This is a genomic window from Bacillus infantis, from assembly GCF_050107595.1.
GTDB lineage: Bacteria > Bacillota > Bacilli > Bacillales > Cytobacillaceae > Bacillus_AB > Bacillus_AB infantis_C.
This window is the reverse complement of record NZ_JBNILH010000005.1, coordinates 269,288-290,232: the sequence shown is the minus strand read 5'-3', so window position 1 is coordinate 290,232 and position 20,945 is coordinate 269,288. Positions and strand designations below refer to the sequence as shown.

At 44.4% G+C, this 20,945-nt stretch carries 18 protein-coding genes and 1 riboswitch; of the genes, 13 read left to right on the top strand and 5 right to left on the bottom strand.

Annotation, left to right across the window (positions count from 1 at the left end; genetic code table 11):
- Positions 1-26 precede the first annotated feature (26 nt).
- Positions 27-2,009: a hypothetical protein gene (locus ACQCVH_RS13045; RefSeq protein ID WP_426836093.1), complete on the bottom strand. Its 1,983-nt coding sequence runs from the start codon at positions 2,007-2,009 to the stop codon at positions 27-29.
- Positions 2,010-2,249: 240 nt separating this feature from the next.
- Between ACQCVH_RS13045 and ACQCVH_RS13040 the strand changes: the two genes are divergently transcribed.
- Positions 2,250-2,744, top strand: coding sequence for a M15 family metallopeptidase (locus tag ACQCVH_RS13040; RefSeq protein WP_426836162.1), 495 nt, complete (start codon positions 2,250-2,252; stop codon positions 2,742-2,744).
- Positions 2,745-2,782: 38 nt separating this feature from the next.
- Here ACQCVH_RS13040 and ACQCVH_RS13035 read toward each other — a convergent pair whose 3' ends face one another.
- Positions 2,783-3,832 carry a M42 family metallopeptidase gene (locus ACQCVH_RS13035; protein WP_426836092.1) on the bottom strand — a complete coding sequence of 350 codons (1,050 nt, stop codon included), beginning with the start codon at positions 3,830-3,832 and terminating at the stop codon, positions 2,783-2,785.
- Between the two features lie 157 nt (positions 3,833-3,989).
- Here ACQCVH_RS13035 and ACQCVH_RS13030 point away from each other — a divergent pair, with 157 nt between their 5' ends.
- Positions 3,990-5,414, top strand: a complete 1,425-nt coding sequence (locus ACQCVH_RS13030; RefSeq protein ID WP_426836091.1) for a PAS domain S-box protein — start codon at positions 3,990-3,992, stop codon at positions 5,412-5,414.
- 85 nt (positions 5,415-5,499) lie between these two features.
- Here ACQCVH_RS13030 and ACQCVH_RS13025 read toward each other — a convergent pair whose 3' ends face one another.
- Positions 5,500-6,588, bottom strand: coding sequence for an AI-2E family transporter (locus ACQCVH_RS13025; RefSeq protein WP_426836090.1), 1,089 nt, complete (start codon positions 6,586-6,588; stop codon positions 5,500-5,502).
- A gap of 166 nt (positions 6,589-6,754) precedes the next feature.
- Between ACQCVH_RS13025 and ACQCVH_RS13020 the strand changes: the two genes are divergently transcribed.
- Positions 6,755-7,789, top strand: coding sequence for a mechanosensitive ion channel family protein (locus ACQCVH_RS13020; RefSeq protein ID WP_426836089.1), 1,035 nt, complete (start codon positions 6,755-6,757; stop codon positions 7,787-7,789).
- A 46-nt stretch (positions 7,790-7,835) separates the two neighbouring features.
- Here the strand turns inward: ACQCVH_RS13020 and ACQCVH_RS13015 are convergent, their stop codons facing one another.
- Positions 7,836-8,027, bottom strand: a complete 192-nt coding sequence (locus tag ACQCVH_RS13015) for a hypothetical protein (protein WP_426836088.1) — start codon at positions 8,025-8,027, stop codon at positions 7,836-7,838.
- 216 nt (positions 8,028-8,243) lie between these two features.
- On the opposite strand from ACQCVH_RS13015, the gene ACQCVH_RS13010 reads away from it, so the two are divergent.
- From ACQCVH_RS13010 to ACQCVH_RS12995, 4 genes are all read left to right on the top strand, one after another.
- On the top strand, positions 8,244-8,690 hold the full coding sequence (locus ACQCVH_RS13010; protein ID WP_426836087.1) for a C40 family peptidase: 447 nt from the start codon (positions 8,244-8,246) through the stop codon (positions 8,688-8,690).
- Positions 8,691-8,795: 105 nt separating this feature from the next.
- A complete protein-coding gene (locus ACQCVH_RS13005) occupies positions 8,796-11,087 on the top strand; it encodes a helicase C-terminal domain-containing protein (RefSeq protein WP_426836086.1) in 2,292 nt (763 codons plus the stop codon).
- A gap of 113 nt (positions 11,088-11,200) precedes the next feature.
- Positions 11,201-11,307: riboswitch (SAM riboswitch) on the top strand.
- A gap of 81 nt (positions 11,308-11,388) precedes the next feature.
- Positions 11,389-12,435: an LLM class flavin-dependent oxidoreductase gene (locus ACQCVH_RS13000; RefSeq protein ID WP_426836085.1), complete on the top strand. Its 1,047-nt coding sequence runs from the start codon at positions 11,389-11,391 to the stop codon at positions 12,433-12,435.
- A gap of 14 nt (positions 12,436-12,449) precedes the next feature.
- Positions 12,450-13,415, top strand: a complete 966-nt coding sequence (locus ACQCVH_RS12995) for an ATP-grasp domain-containing protein (protein WP_426836084.1) — start codon at positions 12,450-12,452, stop codon at positions 13,413-13,415.
- 124 nt (positions 13,416-13,539) lie between these two features.
- Here the strand turns inward: ACQCVH_RS12995 and ACQCVH_RS12990 are convergent, their stop codons facing one another.
- A complete protein-coding gene (locus tag ACQCVH_RS12990) occupies positions 13,540-14,154 on the bottom strand; it encodes a YczE/YyaS/YitT family protein (RefSeq protein ID WP_426836083.1) in 615 nt (204 codons plus the stop codon).
- Between the two features lie 370 nt (positions 14,155-14,524).
- Here ACQCVH_RS12990 and ltaS point away from each other — a divergent pair, with 370 nt between their 5' ends.
- The 6 genes from ltaS (at position 14,525) to ACQCVH_RS12960 (ending at position 20,384) form a co-directional block, all read left to right on the top strand.
- The gene (ltaS, locus tag ACQCVH_RS12985) at positions 14,525-16,495 is read left to right on the top strand and encodes a lipoteichoic acid synthase (protein WP_426836082.1); all 1,971 of its coding nucleotides are present in this window, start codon (positions 14,525-14,527) and stop codon (positions 16,493-16,495) included.
- A 133-nt stretch (positions 16,496-16,628) separates the two neighbouring features.
- Positions 16,629-16,862 carry a hypothetical protein gene (locus ACQCVH_RS12980; RefSeq protein WP_426836081.1) on the top strand — a complete coding sequence of 78 codons (234 nt, stop codon included), beginning with the start codon at positions 16,629-16,631 and terminating at the stop codon, positions 16,860-16,862.
- Positions 16,863-17,360: 498 nt separating this feature from the next.
- Positions 17,361-17,450, top strand: a complete 90-nt coding sequence (locus ACQCVH_RS12975; RefSeq protein ID WP_426836161.1) for a sigma factor — start codon at positions 17,361-17,363, stop codon at positions 17,448-17,450.
- A gap of 589 nt (positions 17,451-18,039) precedes the next feature.
- Entirely contained in the window at positions 18,040-18,414 is a 375-nt protein-coding gene (locus ACQCVH_RS12970) for a VOC family protein (RefSeq protein ID WP_426836080.1), read from the top strand.
- A gap of 23 nt (positions 18,415-18,437) precedes the next feature.
- On the top strand, positions 18,438-19,160 hold the full coding sequence (locus tag ACQCVH_RS12965) for a nucleotidyltransferase domain-containing protein (protein WP_426836079.1): 723 nt from the start codon (positions 18,438-18,440) through the stop codon (positions 19,158-19,160).
- A gap of 39 nt (positions 19,161-19,199) precedes the next feature.
- Positions 19,200-20,384, top strand: coding sequence for an alanyl-tRNA editing protein (locus ACQCVH_RS12960; RefSeq protein WP_426836078.1), 1,185 nt, complete (start codon positions 19,200-19,202; stop codon positions 20,382-20,384).
- Positions 20,385-20,945 lie beyond the last annotated feature (561 nt).

The window sequence follows — 20,945 nt, the reverse complement described above, 5'->3', positions numbered from 1 at the left end:
AATTTATCCATGATCACTCATGATATTCATCTCGTTCTGCTGTTATAATGGGAATATCTATGTTTGCGGATTTGCTTTTCCATTACTTCAATCTTCTTCATCAGTTCTTCATTCACTTTTTTATAATCGTTCTCAATCATTTGCAGATCGCCTAATATCTTCAGGCTGCTTTCCTCCAGGCTTTGTGTGCTGACCTTCATTTCTTCCTGAAAATCCTTTTCGGAAAGGGAATGATGTTCAATGACATGCTGGAGTTCTTCTATCAGTAAAACATGACTATGGAATTTTTCTGAAAAACTCGATTCTAATTCCTCCATGTCCTCAATGATTGACTGCTCGTTCCTTGCCAAATTAGTTACAGTGAGCTTCTGGCCAGCCAGCTCTTCTTTAAATTCATTGAGAATGTTTTTATAGCTGCTGAACTCTTCCTGCTGGCTGGTTAAAATAGGGTCTAATTCCTTTATAGCCTTAGAATGCAATTGCAGCTTGTGAGCCAACTGGCTTATTGATTTTTCCGCTTCTTTTATTGCGGTTTGCATCTTTACTAAATCATTTATTTTTTTCTCCAGTTTATCTCCTTTTGCTCCTTCTTTCTGGATTCTCTCAGAAAGTATGCTTTGCTGTTGACGAAGCTCCGCAAACCCCTTTTGCAGACCTTCAACATCATTTGCCAGCATCCCAGGCTGCTCCAGTTTTTCGAGCTGAGCTTCTATAGCTGAATCCCGTTCTGTTAACTGGGAGATCTGTTCCTTAAGTTCAGATTCCAGTTTATGGTTATCCGAGCTGACATCAGCTAATCTATTTTCTATTTTCTCAATAATAGACTGGAAGTCCCGCTGCTTTTCTAGGTAATCTGTTTCCATTTCGGCGACTCGCTGAAGCTCTTCAGCAAGCGCCTCGAGTTTTTCCTTCTGGAACTCTTCTTTTGCTTGTTCATTCTGTAATACCTCAGAGATGCTCCGCTGTTTTTCATTCAGCTCCGCAAAATTCCTCTGGAGTCCGGCAATATCGCTCGCCAGCTGTTCCAGGTTGTCGAAGGATCCCACCTTAGCCTCCAAAACCGAGCCCTGCTCTGACAGCTGGTAGATCTGCTCTTCTAATTTACTGTAAAGCATATGATGACTTTCAAGTTTTTCTTTAAGATCATGGTTGAAAGAGCTCAATTCAGTCAGTTTACCCTTTATATTTTCAGGAATAGAATGGAGCTGATGCTTTGTGTCTCGGATATGGGTTTCTATCCCGGAGATTTCTTCTCTGAGTTCTGCAATCTTCTCATCCTGGGAATCTTCTTTTGCTTCCTCATGCTGAATTTTTTTAGAAAGGCTGCTCTGTTTTGCATTCAGCTCCGCAAAATTCCTTTGGAGTCCGGCAATATCATTCTCTATCAGCTCTAAGTTATCCAATGATCCCAAGGCAGCCTTTAATACTGAATCCTGGTCTGACAGCCGGGCAATCTGTTCCTGAAGATCATTAAGCAATTGCGCCTGATCAGATAGCTTTTCTTCCAAGTTATGTTTGATAGTACTGTTATTGGGAAGATCTTCAAAGCGGCTTTCTAAACCATCCAAACGGCTGAATGCGTCTTCCAGTGCTTTGACTTTTTCCACCTGTCCGTCAAGCGTTCGTTGAATAGTACTCATGCTGCCAATTACTTGATTGATATCGTCTTTAAGCTTTACTGCTATGGTTGAATCCAAAGTCTGTTTGGATTCCTTTACCTCTAAAAGCTTATCAAGCTGTGCCTCCAGCTTTAGAATTTTCTGTTCCTGGGCCATCAGCTTCTGATCTTGTTCCGCCAGCTTTTGCTGTGTATCCTGCCCTGCTTCGGACTTTCCAGCCGGTTTATTCAGTTCTTTTGGAGCTGATATTTCTTCTATGCTTTTAAGCTTTGTTTGAAATTCCTGCAAGATCCGATTCAAGGTTTTAATGCCTTCCTTTTGACTATTGCCTTCTTCCTTCAAATGTTTAAATCCATGCTCCAGATTGGATATCCTCTCACTTTTTCCCATTGATGCACCTCCAATATTGCAATTTATGCCTAATAGCTGCAAATGGTGTTCATTCCGTGGGATTTTTACCCTGTTTTATATTTTGCTTGTTTGGCAAATCTATAATACAATTATTTTTTTATCATGTAATGATGCTTTAAAGGAAAAGGAAGTGCAGAATCCTTGCAGTCTTTTAAAAAATGGATATTTATCATTTTGCTGTGTTGTTTAGCCGGATATCTTTATACCCATATAAATCACATAAATGCACCTGACTTAGGAGGGCTGTTAGACAGCGGCTTTGATGAGAATGCCCCTCTTCCAGACCGGCTCCATCCCATTGTACGTGCTAAAAAAGATCAGCTGATTAGCCTGGCTGCCGATCAGGGAATCCAAATCGTGATCACTCAGGATTTCCGGAGCGTAGAGGAGCAGGATGAGCTTTATGCAAAGGGGAGATCATCTGAAGGTGAAATTGTGACGAATGCTAAAGGAGGGGAATCGTATCACAATTTCGGACTGGCAATAGATTTTGCCTTATTATCAATCGACGGGGCTGTGATTTGGGACATGGAATACGACGGAAATGGAAACTCCCGCCCGGATTGGGATGAAGTAGTTGAAATAGCGAAGGGACTCGGATTTGAATGGGGCGGTGATTGGCGCAGCTTCAAGGATTATCCCCATCTACAGTATGACTTCGGGCTAAGCATATGGGAGCTTCAGAGAGGGAAAAGGCCGCCTGAAGAAAAATAGAAAGGAGGATGCGGCAATGGCATCCTCCTTTTGCATTTTTATAATGCTAAATCTGACTGTACATAGTGGAACAATAGCTTCGCGGTATTGTCAAGGGATGCCTGATGTGTCCTCTCATAGGCATGGGACGAATCAATCCCGGGACCGATGAGTCCGTGGACAATGTCATGGCCTGAGCGGATCGCAGCAGAAGCATCCGATCCATAATAGGGATAGATGTCGAGCCTGTATTCAATATTATTTTCCTTGGCAATCTTAACGAGGTTTTTCCTCAGTCCGTAATGATATGGGCCGCTTGCGTCCTTTACGCAAATGGAGACAGTATATTCATCCGTGGACTGGCCTTCACCCATGGCGCCCATGTCGACAGCCAGGTATTCAACTGTTTCAGGAGTGATATTCGAGTTTCCGCCATAGCCGATTTCTTCATTGTTGGAGATCAGGAAGTGGGTGGTGTATGGAAGCTCAATATTCTCTTCCTTCAGCGTTCTGATCAGCTGAAGCAGGATTGCTACGCTTGCTTTATCATCCAGATGGCGGGATTTAATATATCCCGAAGCTGTCTCCTGTACACGGGGGTCAAAGGAAACAAAATCTCCGACTTCTATTCCAAGAGCCAGCACTTGATCCTTGCTGTGAACCTTTTCGTCTATCCGTACTTCCATGTTCTGCTGGTTTCTTTCTGCCTTTGCCGCATCCTTATACACATGGACAGAGGTCTGCTTCATCAGGATGGTGCCGGTATATTTTTCCCCGCCTGATGTTTCAATTTCGCAATATTCGCCTTCAATCGAGTTGTATGTAAATCCTCCGATCAGATCAATTCTCAGTCTGCCATTCGGTTTGATTTCCTTTACAATTGCCCCAAGTGTGTCGACATGAGCGGTAAGCATACGATGCTGCTTGTCGTCTTTTCCTGGAAGAGTGGCAATCAGGCCGCCTTTCCTGTTTTGGTATGTTTGTACGCCAACCTGCTCGAGATAGTCCTGCACGAACGAAATAACTGTACTTGTATTTCCGGAGGGACTGGGAATGGATACAAGTTTTTTGATCAAATCTACCGTGTGCTTTACTTTGCTTTCAGTCAAAAGATCACTCCTAAATTTGTTTGGTCTCCTACTCATTATACTAGGAAAAAATCGAATATTAAATCACAGTGTTTTTTGAGTATGCCAATATTTATTGCATTAAAAAGGAAAACTCTAGTAAGATGGAATTAACGTTTTCAGCTTTATCGGAGGCAAAATGAAGAACTCAAACATGTTTATGCAGCTGTTTTATCAATCAAGAATCCCGCAGACTGTGGTGATTGGAAGTATAGATCACGTAATCGCCAATGAGGCTTTCTGCAAATTCCTCGGCTACTCAATGGAAGAATGGGCCGGCATCACTATTGAGGATGTAAGCCTCCCGGACGAATATAAAAAAGTTTTGGAGCTTAGCAAAGAAATATTGAATGGAAAACGGACGGAATATGAATTGGAAAAGCGGTATATCTGCAGAGATGGCTCACAAAAGATTGGCTTGCTGAATCTGTCCCTTGTCAAAGGAGATCGTGAGGATGATAAATATATGTTCGGTCAGGTCGTCGACATTACCGAACAAAAGCAGATGAAAATGAAAAGGGAAGAAAGCGAGCAGAATTACAGGCTTTTGGCAGACAATATCTCTGATTTGATTATCCTGCACAAAGAGGATATTACGTATTTATATGCGTCTCCATCGGTTAAGCGGATCCTGGGATATGAGCCGGAGGAAATGCTGAAGCTGAACGCTTTTCAGCTCATACACCCTGAAGATATTGAAGAAGTGAAAAGAAAACATCAGCAGATACAAAAATTCGGCGAGCCTGTTTTGGTTACGCATAGAATAAAAAAGAAAGATGGAAGCTACATCTGGATAGAGTCACATGTTAAAGCGGTGGGTGACTATGGCCATGAGAGCGGGGCTCAGTTTTTGTCTGTATCCCGGGACATCCAGCAAAGGATGGAAACCAATGAACTGCTGAGAAAGTCTGAAAAGCTGGCGGTAGTCGGCCAGATGGCCGCCGCCGTTGCCCACGAAATAAGGAATCCCCTCACACCAATTAAGGGATTCATGCAGCTCTTCTCAACTGATCAAAGCTTTAATCCTGCTTTCTCTTCCATCATTATTAATGAAATCAACAGAATTGACAGAATCATTACAGAGTTTCTTGCACTGGCGAAGCCGCACAGCACGAAGGTTGAAGTTCTGGATTTGAATGATTTAATCAAGCATGTGGTTGATTTAATGATGCCGCAGGCGCTGATGAATAACAAAGAGCTCGTATTTGAGCCTGGATATGCTAGCTTCAAACTGCTCGGAGACCTAAATTCACTTAAGCAGCTTTTTATCAATATCATTCAAAACGCGCTTGATGCCATCGAAGAAAAGGGGATCAGCATTATCCGCACCAGAAGGGCTGATGGGGAGATATGCGCCATCGTCGAGGATAACGGGTGCGGCATTCCGGAAGAAAGACTGGCAAACCTAGGGGAGCCCTTCTATTCTACCAAGGAGAAAGGGACCGGCCTTGGCCTGATGACAAGCTATAAAATCGCTGATGACCATCATGGGAGAGTAAAAGTAGAAAGTGAAGAGGGGCAGGGAACTGTGGTAAAAGTGTATTTGCCGGCATACGATTATTAAGGTCCCAAAGTGCCGCTTATAAATGAACTGTAAAACCGCCTGGACTGTATCTCCAGGCGGTTCTTTTAATTAAAGCTGAATGCTCTCAATGATTCTTTTTCCCAATGGAACCCGTTATATGGCGGAGCCGGTAGAACTTCCAGAAATCCCTCACGATTACCTTTACGACAGAATAGAATGGAATGGCCACCAGGATGCCGATGAACCCGTAGAGGGAACCGGCAACCAGCAGGAGAAGAATGACTGTCAGCGGATGGATGTTCAGCCTTTTTCCCATTACCTGCGGTGTAATTAGATTGCCTTCCAGCTGCTGGACCGCGGCAAGGACAATCAGGATTTTGACGACCATGAAAGGGTCCTGCATTAGTCCGACAAATATGGCGGGAATGACGCCAAGCAGCGGCCCCAGAAAAGGAACAACAGTCAGGAACATTGCGAACAATGCCAGTACCAGAGCATAATCGAGGCCAATGATCAGATAGCCGATATACATCAGGACCCCGTCGGCAAAAGCGATGATGAATTGTCCGATTATATACGTAGATAATGTCTTGTCAATATCCAGCAATATGCGGTTGCCTTCTATTTTGTGTTCATCCGGTATCCATTTGAGCAGTTTTGGCCGGAGCTTTTCGTCATCCTTTGAAAAATAGAACAGAATGAAAGGAACAACAACCAGTACGGTAGCGATGCTGGTTATGGCTGAAATGATCCCGGTCAGATCGCTGCCGACAGTATTAAAGAAAGATTGCGAATAGGAAAGGACCTTCTGCTCAATCTCCTCATAGGAAAGGAAGCCAAAGTCGTTCTTATCAACCATCTCCTTGGTCTCGGAACTAAGGTCTTCCATTTTATCCGGGAAAGAGTCAGATATTTGGGTGATCTGTTCTGCTATCAGGCTTCCGCCGTAATAAAATATTCCGGTTCCGGCTCCAATCAGCGTGGCGAATACTACAAGGATGGAAGCGGTCTTCGGTATATAGCCGCCCAGCCAGCGGATAACTGGCCTGAGGATATAATAAAGAAGGCCCGATATCAGGATCGGAAAGAAAATGGTGGCCACAAGCTTCCGGAAAGGCCAGATAAACCAATCGATCTTACCCAGCAGAAAAATGACAGTCAATACAAGGATGGCTCCTGTTATATACATAAAAAACGGTTTTTTAATCCACATGTAATCCCCCTGGATTCCTTAATTTCTTTTATAGTTTTATCCTTCCTTTTATCCCTTGCCGGCTTGCTCCAAACCCATTCTTTCGCCGGCTGAAAAAACATCCCAGTTTAGAAACCGGCCCTATAAGGAATACAAAGAGAAATAAAGGATATAAAGGTGAACGATGATGGACTTCTTTAAAGAACTATCAAGACAAGAATATATTCAGTTTTTCTCCTGGCTTTCGGCCATTTGGATCCTTAAATACATCCTGCAATTTTTTGCTGCAAGAAGGCAATGGGCCCAGCCGGAAGCAAAGGAAGGCATGCTCTCAGTCCTCAACTGGGCGGCATTTTATGCTTCTCTGATTTTGTTTTTGAACTTTTTTGCAACGCAGGATTGGCTGAATTACACGCTTTATCAGGCAGGGGATGTTAAAGTTTCACTGCGGCTGATTTTTACGGCCTTCCTCATTGTTTCCCTGGCGAATAAGTTTGTCAGGGTTTTAACGCTGCAGATTCTATCTTCTGTCTATGAACATTATCATGTCGACAGGGGGCTGAGGTATACATTCAACCGCTTCATCTATTACGCGGTCATGATAGCTGCAGTTGCTGTCAGCCTGACAACGGTCGGTCTTGACCTTACTGCGGCAGGGGCGGCGCTCGGGGTGCTCGGGATCGGAATCGGCTTCGGTATGAGGAATATCGCCGGCAACTTCATTTCAGGCATCATCATCCTGTTTGAACGGCCCGTAGAAGTAGGGGAATTGATTGAGATCAATAATAAAATCGGAACCATTGAAAGCATACGGCTTCGTTCCACGATAGTAAGGACTGCCAAAGAGGGGACGCTCATCGTTCCAAACCAGCATTTTATTGAACAGATCATCAAAAACCGGACCGGATCGGAAATGCTGGCATCCGTGGAGCTGAGCGTGGAATTCGGAGAGGATACAGGCAGGATTGAAAGGCTGCTGAAAGAGGCGGTCCTTCAGGAGGCTGATTGTTTTTCAGCCTATTTAAAAGTCGACCTTGCTGAAATAAGGCTTGTTGACTTCAGGTATAATACGATGCTGTTTTTAATCGAGGTCCCGGTCAGGAATTTTGATACCAAGCAAAAGTATGAAAGCCGCCTGCGCCATGCAATAGCCGGTATTTTTTATGAACATAATATCAGACTTGCCAGCTTTCCTGCTGTAAAGGGAGAGGCTGGTATGTAAACAGAGGCCAGAACATTGGTCTCTGTTTTTTACAGGTGAACTGAAACTAATGCTTTCGGCCGACCAATGCCTTCAAGCCAAGGAAAAGCAGGGCTGCTGCAAATAGTATCATCGCTGATACACCAACTGCAGTGATAAAAGCGGCAAAACCTCCTGTCACGAAAGCCAGCCCGGCTGTTTTCACCAAAGCGTACCCTGCCAGGATGCATGCAAGATAGAGAAGCGGAAGCTGCTGCATGAAAAACACCTCCTTTTTTGACAGTATATGCACTTTAGAAATTGGGGGATTGGGTAAATTGCAACCGCTTTCTGTAATCATGTTGGTCGAAAAACGTCAGTATTTGTAACCTGTTTGTTACATAACAAACATCATAATGTAAAATATTTTGCAGGAAGCATGTGAGAAACTAAGTTCATTACAAAAACAGAGAGAGAAAATTACTTGGGGGACAACATGAAGAAGCTGATCACATGCGTTTTTCTTTGCACTAGCCTGCTTTTTGCCGGATTGTTTGGGGGAGAAAATACAGAAGCGGCTTCCTATGGTTCTTCTGCGGCTTCCGTGGCCCAAAAATACATAGGAGTTCCTTATAAATGGGGCGGCACATCGCCAAAGGGCTTTGACTGTTCAGGCCTTGTCGGATTCACTTACAGCAAAGCCGGGAAAAAGATTCCCAGGACTACCGGGCAGCTTTATAAAACAGGACAAGCAGTACAAAAGAAAAGCCTGAAAAAAGGGGACGTCGTTTTTTTCAGCACCTATAAAAAAGGGCCTTCTCATGTCGGCCTTTACCTTGGAGGCAACAAATTCATCCATGCATCAAGCTCCAAGGGCGTTAAAATTGATTCTATGTCCAATCCTTATTGGAGCAAAGCCTATTATGGAGCTAAACGAATATAAATAATTAATTAACAGGGGCGGGGCCATCCCGCCTTTTTTGTTTGCCTGATTCCGGGAACGTATGTGCTATAATGGTTCTATTATAAATGGCAAGGAGACCTTGTGATGACTAATAGCTGGAGAATTTCTGCCAGAAGCCTGGCGGAATATGTATATCGTTCCGGAAGCATTGAGTCTGGATTTGCAGCAGCTTCTTCGATGGCAGAAGGAACGAAAGCACACCGGAAAATTCAGGGAGCCTATAAAGAAGAAGATGAGCATGAGGTCTTCTTGAAGGAAGCAATTCAGCATGAGGAGATTGAGTTTCTGCTGGAGGGACGCTGTGACGGGATTATTAACGAGGAAGGGGATTTAGTCATAGATGAGATCAAATCGACGGCAAAGGATTTGTCGGCCATTGATGAGGGCACCCATCCCGTGCACTGGGCCCAGGCAAGATGCTATGCTTATATGCTTGCAAAAGAGCGGGGGCTCGGGAGAATCACGGTTCAGCTTACTTATCTGCAAATCCATACAGAAGAGGAAAAGCGCTTTAGGAAGGTAGAAACATTGGCATTCCTTGAAGATTATGTGAAAGGGCTGATTGCAGACTTTTATCCTTATGCCCGGCTCATGCTCAGTCATCGGGAAAAAAGGGACAGCAGCATTAAAGCCCTCCCATTCCCTTTTCCAGATTATAGAATGGGCCAGAGAAAGCTTGCAAAGGCGGTGTACAAATCGATTCTGGACGAAAAGGATTTGTTTGCCCAGGCGCCAACCGGGACAGGAAAGACCATCTCAACATCTTTTCCCGCCATCAAAGCGATGGGAGAGGGACTCCTTTCAAGGATCGTGTATCTTACAGCCAAAACAATTACAAGGCAGGCGGCAGAAGAAGCTTTTTCGATGATGAAGCAGAAAGGCCTCCATATGCACACGGTGACCATTACTGCCAAGGACAAGATATGTTTTCAGGAGCAGACGGTCTGCCGGAAAGAATATTGTCCGTTCGCTGATGGGTTTTATGACCGCATTAATGAAGCTGTCCTCGATATTCTCTCCCATGAAACCACAATAGACCGGACTGTTATTGAAAAATATGCCATGAAGCACACGGTATGCCCGTTTGAATTCTCCCTGGAGCTTGCCTATGCAGCAGACTCTATCATATGTGATTACAATTATATATTTGATCCCCGGGTGTCCCTCAAAAGGCTTCATACAGAAGGAAAGAAAAAGACGGCCCTTCTGATCGATGAGGCGCATAATCTGGTCGACCGGGCGAGGGAGATGTTTTCTGCGGGACTTGGGAAGCAGAATTTTCTTCAACTGAAAAGGGCTTTTAAAAACACAGCCCCGCCGCTTTATGCTGCAGCTAAAAGAATGAATGATGTTTTCATCTCTTTCAAAAAAGAATTAAAGGAGGAGAGCTATCGTATTCATGAAGAGCTGCCGGAAAATTTGCTGGAGCACCTTGAGGAGTTTGCCTTTTGCGCTGAAAAGGAGCTTATAAGCGGCAGGGGAGATGAGGGCCAGGAGCTGCTGCTTGATACTTATTTTTCTGTACAGGCTTTCCTGAGGATATCAAGGCTGGCAGATGAGCGGTTTGTCATCTATACAGAAAAGTCCGGTAAAGATGTTGTACTCAACCTGTTTTGTTTAGATCCATCCGATCTTGTCCAGAAAATGGGCAAGGGGTTCCGCAGCAAACTCTTTTTTTCGGCTACCTTCCAGCCATTCGATTATTTCAAGAACATGCTGGGCTGGAATGAGGATCATTATTCCCTGTCACTGCCTTCCCCGTTCCCGAAAGAAAATGCAGAAGTTCTTGCTTTGCCGCTTTCAACTAGATATAAGGACAGAAGCGCGACAGGTGAAGCTTTGATCCGATCGGTAGAAAAGCTGGCAGCTGAACGGCCCGGGAATTACTTAATCTTTTTTCCGTCTTACCAATATATGAGGGAAATCCATGAACAAATGAAAGAATCTAGCACTATCAGGATGATGGTACAGGAACAGGGGATGAAAGAAGGCGAAAGAGAAGAATTTCTGTCTTCATTCGAGGAGGATCCTGCAGAAAGCCTTCTCGGCTTCGCAGTGCTTGGCGGAATTTTCTCCGAAGGGATCAATTTGAAGGGAACCCGGCTTGGCGGTGTCATCATTGTTGGTGTTGGGCTTCCGCAGTTGAGCCTGGAGCGCAATCTGATTAAGGAACACTTTCAGTCTGCAGGAAAAAACGGCTATGATTATGCGTATACTTTTCCGGGAGCCAATAAAGCAGCCCAGGCTGGCGGGCGCCTTATCCGTTCAGAGGAAGACACAGGAACAATCCTGCTGATTGATGACCGCTTCCTTCAAAAAAGATATGAAAAATTGCTTCCCGCAGAATGGTTTCCGCTAAAAAGGCTTACACGATAAATAGGGCTTGTAGAAAAAAGAAAAAAGCAGTATTATTTTTTAAAATAGTTAGACTAGTCAGTTGACAGAAAGCCGACCTTTGTTGTAGGATTACTATGAAATCAATTGAATATTTCTTATCGAGAGTGGTGGAGGGACTGGCCCTGTGATACCCGGCAGCCGCTGACTTAGTCAGAATGGTGCTAAATCCAGCAAAGCGCAATGCTTTGGCAGATAAGATAGAGGCATATCAAACTTCTTCTTATCGGGGAAGTTTTTTTTATTGCTGACAACAAGGTGCAAGTGAGAGGAGAAGAGACAGATGAAGTACGGATTTTGGCTGCCGATCTTTGGCGGCTGGCTGCGCAATGTAGAAGATGAGAATATGCCCCCGACCTTCAGCTATGCGAAAGAAGTCATCCAGGCAGCAGAGAAGTGGGGATATGATACCACATTAATAGCAGAACTTTACTTGAACGATATTAAAGGCCCGGAGCAGGATTCGCTTGAAGCATGGTCTACAGCGGCCGCTCTTGCTGCGGTGACTGAGAAAATAGAAATTATGACGGCTGTCCGCCCCGGCTTCCATAATCCTGCCGTAACGGCAAAGATGGCAAGTAATATCGACCATATAAGCAATGGCCGTTTTACACTGAATGTCGTATCGGCATGGTGGGAGGAAGAGGCGCGCCAATATGCAGGCATCTTTACAGAGCATGATGAACGCTATGACCGGACAGAAGAATTCGTCAAGGTTATGAAAGGTTTATGGGAAGAAGAGACTTTTAATTTTGACGGCAACTATTATTCTATTAAAAATGCCCATTTGTCCCCTAAGCCGGTGCAAAGGCCGAATCCGATCCTTTATGCAGGCGGAGAAAGCCCGCGAGGCAAAGAAGCGATTGTTAATCACTGTGATGCCTATGTGATGCACGGCGGGACAGTTGAAGAAGTAAAAGCTAAAATCGATGATATGAGAGCGCGCAGGCAGGAAAGCGGAAACGAGCCATTTAAATCGTTTGGCATGGCTGCCTATATTGTCTGCCGTGACACAGAAGAAGAGGCACAGGAAGAGCTTGCCCGCATCACTAATGTAAAGGAATCAAGCGGCTATGCAGGCTACAAAGATTTTGTCGGCAAATCACAGCTCGAGCAGCAGGTAAAGCTGTACGATTATTCCGTTTCCAACCGCGGCCTCAGGCCGAATCTGATTGGAACCCCTGAACAGATTGCTGAACAGATTCTTGCCTATGAAGAAGCCGGCGTCGATCTGCTCCTTCTTCAGTTCTCCCCACAGCTGGAGGAAATGCAGAGATTCTCAGAAAAAGTCATGCCGCTCGTTGAAGCCAAAAGGAAAATCTTAAAGTAAAAGAGGGATAACATATGAGCAAAATACACATCATTCACGAAAACAGCGAATGGACGGCCCATTTGACAAAAAGGCTGGAGGAGCTGGGTCTTCCTTATGAGGAATGGTTCTTGAATGAAGGAATTGTTGACCTTACCGGTGTACCTCCGGAAGGAATTTTCTACAGCAGGATGAGCGCATCCTCCCACACAAGGGGGAACCGATTTGCGCCCGAACTAACTGAGTCAGTCCTTTCATGGCTTGAACATCATGGCCGCACCGTTTTCAACGGAAGCCGCGCTTTAAGGCTGGAAGTCAGCAAAGTCAATCAATATACAGCGCTGAATGCAGCAGGAATCGCCACTCCGAAAACAATAGCAGCTGTCGGAAAAAATCAAATTCTTGAAGCGGCTGTAAAGCTCGACAGCGCACCGTTCATCACGAAACATAACCGCGCAGGCAAAGGGCTTGGTGTACAGCTGTTCCATTCGCTGGACGCATTAAGGGAATATGTCGAAGGGCCGAATTTTGAAGAGCCTGTCGATGGCATCACACTGATCCAGGAATATATTGACTCACCGGAATCATATATTACCAGATGTGAATTCGTCGGCGGAAAATTCGTTTATGCCGTGCAGGTTGATACATCTGAAGGCTTTGAGCTTTGCCCGGCCGATGCCTGCCAAATCGGCGATCTGTTCTGCCCGGTTGGCGAAGAGGTGGAAGAGAAGCCAAAGTTTAAGATCATTGAAGGCTTCAACGACCCGATCATCGAAAAATATGAAACCTTCCTCAAGAATAACGGCATCCAAATCGCCGGCGTTGAATTTATTAAAAATGCCAATGGGGATATTTATACGTATGATGTCAACACAAACACAAATTATAATTCTGACGCAGAGGCAAAAGCCGGCAAATACGGCATGCTTGAAGCCGCCAAATTCCTCGGTGCCGAGCTAGAAAAAGAACAGGCGAAGGTAAGGGAATACAGCAGAGTCTGATAAATTATAGAAGAAGGCCGCTCATTTGGGAGCGGCCTTCTTTAATTTCCTTTTGACTTTTATTGGCTGAACGATTGAATTAATCAGTAAAAAAATATAATTCACTCATTCCTAATCTGCTAATTTAAGCAGCAGCCCTCTTAAACCCATTTGCCATCAGTAATTCCAGCTTAGGGTGGAAATACTGCACCACAAGGCCAAGTGTCAGTGTGACCAGAATTGTTCCTGGGCCGATCGCTCCCTGGAAAAGGAATGCAAGAACAAGGGCAAATCCTTCACTGACAATACGGGAAATCCTTAAAGACAGGCCAAACCTGGTATGAACGGCGACCATTAATGTATCCATCGGGCTTGGCGGGAACTTCGCCTGAAGATAGACGGCGATCCCCAGACCCATTGTCAATATGCCTGAGAGCAAAGTGCAGGACTGGGTTAACAGCATGGCCGGAGAAAAGTCCTTGAACACTGCCAGCAGCCAGAAATCGATCAAAGCACCAATGACCAGAATGGTACCTGCCGCCAGAATTTCCGGCTTTTTCTTCAATAATATAGAGTTGATGATGATCAGAGCGATTCCATTTATGAATACACAAGTCCCCACGGTCAGCCCGAAAAGATTGGACTCGCCAACTGCCAGTGCATCCCATGCAGAGGCACCGAGGGCAGATTTGATAATAAGCGCCACACCTAACGTGAGGACAAGCAGCCCTGCTGCAAAAAATAAGATTCTTTCCTTCATGTTGTTCTCCTTTATCAGGCTTTTACACCTTGTTTTCCTGTTTTAGCCGCATGAGAGAAAGCGGATTCACGCGGAAGATACATTGTATCATCACCATTTGCCTTATGAAAAGATTAATTTTTTCCCAACATAAACTTTGCTTCAAATTTGATGAATGTTTTCAAGTGGGTTAAAATATGGTATAGTATTTAACATTCGTTCACTATTAATTAACGAATCTTTTACAAAAACTAGGTTCTGAGCCCGCGGGTTTGGAGTATAACGTTTTTCCGAACTTAGCGGATGCTAAGTTTTTCTAGTTTTGGCAGGAAGCATGAAATAGGAATTTGTGCTCTTGCAATAACTTTACGAACTAAGAGGTGTAAAAAGGATGAAACCGATCTTAAAATCGCCTAAGGAGCTACTTAAAAACAGCATGGCCGTTTTTTTCCTTGCAGTCATACTGCTGTGGCTGAAAACATATGCTGCCTACCAGATTGAATTCAATTTAGGAATCGACAACAGCATGCAGGAATTTCTGCTTTTCCTGAACCCGCTGAGCTCATCCCTTCTTTTCCTGGGGATCGCGCTATTTTTTAAAGGAAAGATACAGTCAGGCGTACTGATTGCTGTTCAGTTTCTGCTGTCTTTCCTGATGTACGCCAATGTGGTGTACTACCGTTTCTTCAATGACTTTATTACAGTACCTGTCCTTATGCAGACAAAAACAAATGCCGGACAGCTTGGTGACAGTGCACTTTCGCTGATGTCACCGTTTGATATCCTGTATTTTGCCGATACGATCCTTTTGGTTGTACTGGCAGCGGTCAAATGGTACAAACCGGCGAAGCATACAGGGAAGAGAATGACGGCAAGCCTGGTGATTGCTGCTGCTGTCATCACATTCTTCATTAATCTTGGGCTTGCTGAAAAAGACCGTCCTGAACTCCTGACACGCTCTTTTGACCGCAATTATCTGGTCAAGTATCTGGGAGCCTACAATTTCACTGTTTATGACATCATTCAAAATGCCAGGTCTGCCAGCCAGCGTGCCATGGCAGACAGCAGTGATATCACTGAGGTTGAAAACTATGTGAAAGCCAATTATGCAGAACCGAATCCTGATTATTTCGGTAAAGCAAAAGGCATGAATGTCATCTATGTTTCACTGGAATCTTTCCAGACATTCCTGATTGACTATAAGCTGGACGGCCAGGAAGTAACGCCATTCCTGAATTCTCTGGCTCATAATGGACAGACTTTTTACTTTAAGAACTATTTCCACCAGACAGGGCAAGGTAAAACATCCGATGCCGAGTTCATGATGGAAAATTCCCTGTATCCGATGTCCCAGGGGGCCGTTTTTGTAAATAAGGCCCAGAACACCTACCAGGCAGCACCTGCGATACTGAAGACGCGCGGCTATACGTCAGCCTCTTTTCACGGCAATTATAAAACATTCTGGAACCGGAATGAAATTTATAAATCCTTCGGCTATGACCGTTTCTTTGATGCCGAATATTACAGCATGACAGATGAGAACACGAAGAACTACGGGCTGAAGGATAAGCCTTTCTTTAAAGAATCCATGCCGATGCTGGAAAGCCTGAAGCAGCCGTTCTATACAAAGTTCATCACTCTGTCCAACCACTTCCCATTCAAAATGGATGAAGGGGACACAGATTTCCAGCCGGCAGAAACAGAAGACAGTGTTGTTAACCATTACTTTACTTCTGCCAATTATATGGACCAGGCACTGGAGCAGTTCTTTAACGATCTTAAGGCATCCGGCCTGTATGATAATACAGTGATCGTCATGTATGGTGACCATTATGGCATTTCAGAAAACCACAACCCTGCAATGGAGCAGGTTCTTGGCAAGGAAATCGATTCCTTTGAATATGCCCAGCTGCAGAGGGTCCCTCTGTTCATCCACGTACCTGGGGTAAAAGGCGGCGAGATGGACACATACGGAGGAGCGGTGGATGTAATGCCGACCCTGATGCATCTTCTCGGCGTCAGCACAAAAGACTTTATGCAGATCGGTTCAGATTTATTGTCTGAAACCCACCGGGAAGTTATTCCTTTCCGCAACGGCGACTTCATCAGCCCGGAATACACTTCTGTTGATGAGAAATGCTACTCTACGGAAACCGGTGAAGAGCTTGAGGAAGGCAGTGCATGTGTAAGGCTGTCAGAACAGGCGAAGAAGGAACTGCTGATGTCTGATAATATCGTGTACAAAGATCTGCTGAGATTCCACAAACCGGAAGGCTTTGAACCGATCAACCGCAAAGATTACAAATATATAAAAGAAGAGTCTGCCGAGGAAGCGAACCCAATGACAGGTCTTCAAAAATAAAACACCAAAAAGCAGAAGCCCCGGCTTCTGCTTTCTGCATGTAGAATACATTAAGGCAGGTGTAAATCCCCTGAAAATAGGGAACCTATTTAAAAAGTCAAAGACTTTTTTATAACAGAAAGGAGTGGTAAGTATGAGTGAATGCCATCTGAACCATTCAGCAGAGGATGTTAAAAATAAATATGAACAGCAAAAAGGGCATCTCCCCAATGAGCTTCAGCTACTGATGGAAGAATTCCTGCAAAAAGATCACACACAGGAAATCCTGAATGACGTATTTCACCTTTTGAAGAAATATGACCTGGCTTCAGAAAACGAGAAAGAAGAACGGGAAAGAAGGCTTTATTTGGTTGTTAATAATGTGTAACAGTGGATTAGAGAGCTGCTGAACGGAAGTTAAGAATGCTGCTTTTATTTTGAGATAGTGACTTGAATGGCCATCTATATTTAAAAATAGTGAGCTTCTTCTAGTTGCAAAATCGCCATATAATTAAAAAAGCCCTGGTGTTTGTAGTGGAAGGCACGTAGACTCCTGCGGGAAATAGCGGAAGAGTTGAGACCTCACAGCGCGCAGCGCGAGGAGGCTTAGGCTCCGCCCCGCGGAAAGCGAAGTGCCTGGAACGGAAAACACCAGCCCCATCAGAAAGCTGAATAAAATGGAAATTCTTTGTCTTCAAAAAGAGCCATTGTGGCTCTTTTTTGCTGTCTAATGAAGGAAATTGCCGAAAATTGCCGAAGTTGTTAGGGGAGCAAAAAGCAACGAACATGTTCATTCTGACAAAGGAGTCTCCATGGAAGGTAATCAAGGTTTACATACAATAAGCACGGACCTTATCGCTCTTTACTATGGAAATATTGCTACAGACTGACGGGCTCTCCATGGGATGCAGAAGACCTCGTCCAGGACACATTGCTGAAATTACTGGCACTGCTTTCAAAGGTCTTCAAGAGCTGAATGTAAATCCTACTTATTCAAAATCACCACTAATATATGGATCGATCAGCAAAGAAAGAACCGGATTGCTTATTCAGATTCATATCCTGTAGAAATTCTGGAAAGCGGCAGCGAGAAGCAGCTCGAGATTCTCCCAATCCTCGATTATTAGGCCCGCCAGCTGAGTCCCAAGCAATTTGTCTGCCTTCTGCTAACATTACCCATGCTAGTGTGGAATTCGGTAGAAGAGAAACAAAAGGAATTCTCTCAAGGATTGGGCAGAGGCGGTTTCCAGGCATGAAGGAGTCGAAGCTGCCATTGCCATGCTATGGGGCAGGCAGGTCATTTTGGTTTTTGCTCTTAAATCCAGTGAAAAGCTGCTGCAGAACATTCACTTAATTGAACTGGAAAATGATAAAATAGTGTATTGGAAATTTTATTGCTTTTCCTGGGATTTGATGACGCAGCTGAAAAAAAGCTGGATGTGAAACTCGGGGCAAATTATTTTTATCATATTTTTTAAGTACTATGTATAATTCGGCTTCTTTTTCCCGTTATAGATCTTGTAGGCTTTTGTATTGGTTCTAGTAAAAAGACAGGGAGAGATGAAATGATGGGAACGTCAATAGTCAATAGGATGAATACGGTTTTTGTACATGTAGCAGATTTGAAAAAGTCGGCAGGGTGGTACTGTAAGCTTCTTGGCCAGAAAGTCACAGAGCCGGTTGAGAACCCGGTGTATAATGTAAAAATGGATGGGGAGACTGGACTTACCCTGGATGCTGGATCTTGCGCTGATGGGAAAAGACCGCAGGCCGGCCCTAATCCATTGTTCAACCTGCATACCGGGGACATTCATAAGGCTTACAGCTGGATGGAGAAAGAAGGTTTTGACGTTCAAGCTGGGATTACTCACTTTGACGATTTCAGCTTTTTCAACGTAAAAGATCCTGACGGCAATATCATTATGATCTGTACAGGATAAAAAGGCACGGGGAGACTGGAAAAATGACAGGAACAAAAGAAAGGCTGCCTGCGGTCGAGTCGGCGCAGATGCTTATAGATGAAAGATTCCCGGACTGCAGAGGGGCCATCCTCGGAGGAAGTGTCGTAAGGGGAGAAGGAACCGCGACCTCTGATCTGGATATTATCGTAATCAATGACAAAACTGGTTCTGCCAAAAGAGAATCCTTCTATTATAAAGGATGGCCTGTTGAGCTTTTTGTTCACACCAAGGATTCCTGCAAAGAGTATTGCCGGAAGGATGCAGAAAGGGCCAGGCCGACGCTTCCGCGGATGCTGGCAGAAGGGCTGGTGTTAAAGGGTGAGGACTTTCTTAGCGGAATAAGGGAGGAAGCGGCCCTCTTGGTGGCAGCCGGCCCTGCTCTGTGGACAGATGCTGAGGTGACTTATAAGCGCTATTTCCTTACTGATGCTCTGGATGATTTCATAGGCAGCACTAAAAGGCATGAAACCCTTTTTATTGCTGGGAAACTGGCCGAGCTGGCACATGAATTTCTTCTTAGAACCAATAAGCAATGGATCGGCCAGTCAAAATGGATTTACAGGGAATTATCCCATTTTGATCAAGCCCAGTCGATTAGGTTCGCTGAATGCTTCGACAGCTTTTATCAAGATGGGGATAAACAACCCGTCATTGAGCTTGTGGAAGACATCATGAAGCCGTTTGGCGGCAGATGCTTCGACGGCTTTTCGCTAAAAGGGAAATAATCCAAAGCAGATTAAAAATAAAAAGGAATGAAAACACAGATGGAAAAGTTATATTATCAAAATCCATACATAAAAGAATTTACAGCTTCGGTTATCTGCCAGGACCAGAACTCTGACGGTAAATGGTATGCAGTTCTGGATCGGACAGCTTTTTATCCGACCGGTGGAGGCCAGCCTTTTGATACAGGGACGATTCATGGTATCTCTGTAACTGATGTTGAAGAAGAAGAAGGAGAGATCAGGCATTATCTTGAAGAGAAGCTTCCGGAATCAGAGGAAGTCGAGGGAACGGTTAACTGGCAGAGAAGATACGATCATATGCAGCAGCATGCAGGTCAGCATATTCTATCTGCTGCCTTTGATGAGCTGTTCGGGTACAGGACTGTCAGCTTTCATCTTGGAAAAGAGACTTTGACAATCGATCTTGATACGGAAAATCTGAGTGAGGAAGAAGCGGCACAGGCAGAAAGAAAAGCGAATGAGATTATTACAGATAATCTTCCGATTGAAACAAAATGGGTCAGTGAAGATGAGCTTGCGGGCTACCCATTAAGAAAAGAAACTAAGGTAAAAGAGAATATCCGCCTTGTTATCATTCCTGGATTTGACTATAACGGCTGCGGCGGAACCCACCCGAAAGCTACAGGGGAAGTCCAGGCTATAAAGATTCTTGGATGGAGCCGGCAGAAGAAGCAAACCAGGGTAGAATTTGTGTGCGGCGGCAGGGTGCTGAAACAGCTGCATGCTAAGAATATGATTGTGAATCGGACAGGCCAGCTGATCAGTTCGCCAGAGGGGGAAATACCCGAGGCAATCATCAAGCTGCTCAATACGCAGAAACAGATGGAAAAAGAACTGGAGGAATTGAAGAACCAGCTTCTTGAGCAGGAAGGCAAGGAATATGCCAGAAGCGCCGTGGATGGACAACCCGTCATACAGAAAGTTTTTCATGATAGAAGCATTAAAGAGCTTCAGAAGCTGGCCAAGTCTATAGCCATGCAAAATGAACAGGCAGTTGTTTTATTTGCTGCGGAAAACGGCCGGCAGCTGCAGGCAGTATGTGCGTGCGGAACAGAAACAGATGCAGATATGAAAGGGATCATCCAGTCCATTCTCCCTGCCATCAATGGCAGAGGCGGAGGAAACAAGCATTTTGCCCAGGGAGGCGGAGAGGCTGAAATGAGCGGTGAAAGGCTTCTTGAGCTGATGATGGAGAATCTTTGATTTTTTTGTGGAAGGCCCTGGGAAATGAGAGGGCCTTTTTTTTTTTTATTATTTAGTGTTATCAGCTTTTTCTTTGTGGGGCTGGAACAAGTTAGTAAGGCTGGAAATTTATTGTGGTATTTTCGGCAAAATAGTGGATCTGCGTGTTTGGCTAAAACCACTATTTTGGTTTTTCTATGAAATAATGATTCCAGTGCTCGTTGCTAAAACCACTATTTTGTTTTTTCTATGAAATAATGGTTCCAGTGCTCGTTGCTAGAACCACTATTTTGGTTTTTCCTTGAAATAATGGTTCCAGCGCTCGTTGCTAGAACCACTATTTTGGTTTTTCCTTTAAATAATGGTTCCAGCGCTCGTTGCTAGAACCATTATTTTAGCTTTTCATGGAAATAGTGGTTCTATCGCTCGTGGCTAAAACCACTATTTTGGTTTTTCCTTGAAATAGTGGTTCCAGAGCTCGTGGCTAGAACCATTATTTTGATTTTTCCTTGAAATAATGGTTCCAGTGCTCGTTGCTAGAACCACTATTTTGGTTATTCCTTGAAATAATGGTTCCAGAGC

Excerpts from the sequence above, each read along its gene's own strand:
- ACQCVH_RS12965 (WP_426836079.1), top strand. The coding sequence starts at position 18,438 with ATGACAGGAACAAAAGAAAGGCTGCCTGCGGTCGAGTCGGCGCAGATG.
- ACQCVH_RS13010 (WP_426836087.1), top strand. The coding sequence starts at position 8,244 with ATGAAGAAGCTGATCACATGCGTTTTTCTTTGCACTAGCCTGCTTTTT.
- ACQCVH_RS13005 (WP_426836086.1), top strand. The coding sequence starts at position 8,796 with ATGACTAATAGCTGGAGAATTTCTGCCAGAAGCCTGGCGGAATATGTA.
- ACQCVH_RS13045 (WP_426836093.1), bottom strand. The coding sequence starts at position 2,009 with ATGGGAAAAAGTGAGAGGATATCCAATCTGGAGCATGGATTTAAACAT.
- ACQCVH_RS13025 (WP_426836090.1), bottom strand. The coding sequence starts at position 6,588 with ATGTGGATTAAAAAACCGTTTTTTATGTATATAACAGGAGCCATCCTT.
- ACQCVH_RS12990 (WP_426836083.1), bottom strand. The coding sequence starts at position 14,154 with ATGAAGGAAAGAATCTTATTTTTTGCAGCAGGGCTGCTTGTCCTCACG.
- ACQCVH_RS12970 (WP_426836080.1), top strand. The coding sequence starts at position 18,040 with ATGATGGGAACGTCAATAGTCAATAGGATGAATACGGTTTTTGTACAT.
- ACQCVH_RS13015 (WP_426836088.1), bottom strand. The coding sequence starts at position 8,027 with ATGCAGCAGCTTCCGCTTCTCTATCTTGCATGCATCCTGGCAGGGTAC.
- ltaS (WP_426836082.1), top strand. The coding sequence starts at position 14,525 with ATGAAACCGATCTTAAAATCGCCTAAGGAGCTACTTAAAAACAGCATG.
- ACQCVH_RS12960 (WP_426836078.1), top strand. The coding sequence starts at position 19,200 with ATGGAAAAGTTATATTATCAAAATCCATACATAAAAGAATTTACAGCT.
- ACQCVH_RS13030 (WP_426836091.1), top strand. The coding sequence starts at position 3,990 with ATGAAGAACTCAAACATGTTTATGCAGCTGTTTTATCAATCAAGAATC.
- ACQCVH_RS12980 (WP_426836081.1), top strand. The coding sequence starts at position 16,629 with ATGAGTGAATGCCATCTGAACCATTCAGCAGAGGATGTTAAAAATAAA.
- ACQCVH_RS13020 (WP_426836089.1), top strand. The coding sequence starts at position 6,755 with ATGGACTTCTTTAAAGAACTATCAAGACAAGAATATATTCAGTTTTTC.
- ACQCVH_RS12995 (WP_426836084.1), top strand. The coding sequence starts at position 12,450 with ATGAGCAAAATACACATCATTCACGAAAACAGCGAATGGACGGCCCAT.
- ACQCVH_RS13000 (WP_426836085.1), top strand. The coding sequence starts at position 11,389 with ATGAAGTACGGATTTTGGCTGCCGATCTTTGGCGGCTGGCTGCGCAAT.